The 3,190-nt window shown below is 35.0% G+C and carries 2 protein-coding genes and 1 pseudogene; all 3 read left to right on the top strand.

The genetic code is table 11. The features are described 5' to 3' along the window. On the top strand, positions 1–1,530 hold a 1,530-nt coding region (locus P8M54_RS01775), incomplete at its 5' end, for an immunoglobulin-like domain-containing protein (RefSeq protein WP_300284338.1). 76 nt (positions 1,531–1,606) lie between these two features. Then, positions 1,607–2,440, top strand: a complete 834-nt coding sequence (locus P8M54_RS01770) for an outer membrane beta-barrel protein (protein ID WP_300284336.1) — start codon at positions 1,607–1,609, stop codon at positions 2,438–2,440. A gap of 235 nt (positions 2,441–2,675) precedes the next feature. Further along, positions 2,676–3,190: pseudogene (locus P8M54_RS01765) on the top strand (peptidase M28 family protein); the annotation flags it as partial.

Genomic DNA, 3,190 nt, shown 5'->3' with positions numbered 1-3,190 from the left:
TTGTCGAGAACAAATTATATTGTAACGATCAATGCTAAAAACACGGAAGCTAAATTTGTAAACTACAATGTAGCTAATCAAGTGGGTACAGCTGTTATTGACGAAGCACAGCGCACTGTTAAAGTACAAGTTAACAACAATGCTAACTTAAATGCATTAGTTCCTGCTTTTCAAGTTTCTGAAAATGCAATTGCCCGTATTGGAACCTACTTGCAAAATAGTGGAGTTACAACCTTGCGTTACACTGCACCAGTAGACTATAACTTGATGTCTCAAAGTGGTTTGTTTAAAAACTACACCGTAACAATAGAAAGAGCGAAACCAACTATCACCTTAACAGGTAATGCAATTGTTTCAGTACCTCAAGGTTGTACCTATACTGAGCCAGGATTCACAGCGACGGATAATTTAAATAAAAATATCACTACCGCTGTTGTTATTTCAGGTACATTAAACACAACTACAATTGGTCAATACACTCGTACGTATACAGTTAAAGACGAATTGAATAATGAGTCTTTTGTTACTAGAACTATCAATGTAGTTGCTAATCAAAAACCAGTAATTACAGCAGCAGCTAACATTAAAGTTAATAGTAGCGCAACGTCATGCGGAGCTGCTGTAACGATAGTTGGAGCAACTGCAACCGACGATTGTTCAGTAGGAGCACCTACTGGAGTAAGATCAGATGGTTTAGCATTAACTGCAGTTTACCCAGTTGGAGTTACGACCATTAAATGGAATGTAATGGACAATACAGGAAATGCTGCAGTTGAAGTACTGCAAACCGTTACTGTTGAGGACAAAACATTGCCAATAGTTTTAACTAAAAATATCACTGTTCAACTGGATGCATCGGCTAATATAACGATAACTCCTACTAGTGTAAACAACGGATCAACTGACAATTGCGGAATCGCATTGTTAGAATTGGATAAAGTAACGTTCAATTGTTCTAATGTTGGAGTGAATACAGTTACTTTAAAAGTTACGGATAGAAACGGAAATGTTGCTACAGGAACTGCAATTGTAACAGTTGAAAATAGCCGACCAAATTTAATAAGAAAGCATTTTGATAATGTGATTTTCTTTGACAATAGTTCGAACAGTTTCAAAGCGTATAGCTGGTATAAAAATGGTGTATTAGTTGCTGGACAAAACAGTCAGTACTTTAAAGATACTGCTGCATTAAACGGAACTTACTATGCTGTAGGTACACGATTAGATGGATCATTAGTGACTTCTTGTCCTTTGATTTTTTCATCTTCAATTGTACAAGATGTTATCAATATTGCTCCTAATCCAGTTAAAGCAAATGCAACGTACCAATTAACAACAAATGTTGCTACCGGGAATCTTGCAAATGCACGAGTAACGGTAATAAGTATCCTTGGAACAGTATTAACTGACAAGGTTATGGACAAGAGTTCAATTGATCTAATTGCACCAAGCGTTGAAGGAATTTATATTGTGAAATTAACTTTGACAAACGGTAAGTACTTTACTAAAAACCTATTGGTTAAAAATTAATAAAATGATTTAGAGTATGAAGTCCTCATTCAAAAAGAATGAGGATGGATTATTCTGATAGTAAAACAAAACATATATGAAATTTGATGTTAAATATATCCTTGGATTGGCAGTATTATTACTGTCTACAGGAATGAATGCCCAGTTTTATGTTGGTGTACAGTCAGGTATTGCAAATTTACAATCGGATGTAAAAGGTACAGTAGCAGGAAATAGATTAGGTGGTGCCTTGAAAGTTGGCTATATCTATGGTTTAACCAATCATATTGGAATTGGTGCTGGAGCTGAAATCGCGCAGTACCGACAAGAAGTTTCTTTTGGTAGAGCAAATGCTATCTTAACTAATTTTGAGGTGGATCAAACGGGCTCGGCTTTTGGATACAATGTTAGCTCTGCAAATTATAATGAAAAGCAAACGCTAACTGCAGTGCAAATACCACTTTTTTTACAATACAAAACCACTATTAATACAGGAGTTGATTTCAATTTTAGAGCGGGTGTAAAATATTTTCTACCACTAAGCTATAAAATTGAAGCTTCGGCTGCCTCTGTTACCGGAACAGGATATTATCCTGATGTGAACTTAACTATTGATAATTTACCAGAATTTGGTTTTGGAACTCAACTTAATTATGCTGCTTCTGGTGAATATAAAACTAAAGGTGTTTTGATGAGTACTTTTGAACTTGGATTTACTTTTAAGTTATCTGAAAAGAAGGCATTGTATACCGCCATGTTTTTAGATAGTAGTTACGGTTCAATCCTTGACCAAAAACAAAATGAATCTTACATAGGTTACAATCCTTCTTCTGTTTCAGGCAGAAAAGCAAACGGATTGTATAGTACGGATAAAAATGCTACTGTGAAACCAGTTGCATTCGGTCTTACGGTTGGATTGAATTTTCAATAAAACTCATTCAAAGTCGCTTTGAGTAGAGCGATTAAAGAAAGTTTGAAAACACTATTAATTAGAGACTACCTATTTCAGGTAGTCTCTTTTTTTTATCTAATAGAAAGAAGACATTTTTTAAGCTACTAATTAATGATGGCTACTGCAGTAGCACTATATTTTACTAACTTTAGCAGTTGTATTTCTTTATTTATTCCGAAATTGCAACAATAACCAAAATCAAACCTGTAAGGACATGAAAAAAACAGTATTACTAGCTATACTATTAAACGGTTGTTCCCTTTTTGCACAAGTGAGCGAAGAACAAACAATCAAAGGAATTTACAAATCAGCCTTGACAAATGGAAAATGTTATACTTGGCTAGACCATTTATCTAATCAAATAGGATCTCGTTTGTCAGGATCTACAAATGCAGATAAGGCAGTTGTTTATACAAAAGCACAATTGGAGTCCCTCGGTTTCGACAAAGTATATTTGCAAGAAGTTATGGTACCTAAATGGGTTAGAGGCGAAAAAGAAACAGCCTATATCATCAACAATAAAACCAAAATTAATGTACCAATATGTGCCTTAGGAGGATCGATTGCTACTGCTAAAAACGGACTAACGGCTGAGGTGATCGAAGTACAAGGAATCGAAGAATTAGCACGCTTTGGCAGTCAATTAAAAGGTAAAATTGTTTTTTATAACAGACCCATGAACCCTGAAAATATAGCCACATTTACTTCGTATAGTGGTTGCGTAGATCA

It is taken from the genome of Flavobacterium sp. (assembly GCF_029242675.1).
In the GTDB taxonomy this organism is placed as follows: Bacteria; Bacteroidota; Bacteroidia; order Flavobacteriales; family Flavobacteriaceae; genus Flavobacterium.
Note: the sequence above shows the minus strand (reverse complement) of the source record. Positions and strands in the feature narration are given on the sequence as shown.

Bases quoted from the DNA above. Each gene is read 5' to 3' on its own strand.
- P8M54_RS01770 (WP_300284336.1), top strand. From the start codon at position 1,607: ATGAAATTTGATGTTAAATATATCCTTGGATTGGCAGTATTATTACTG.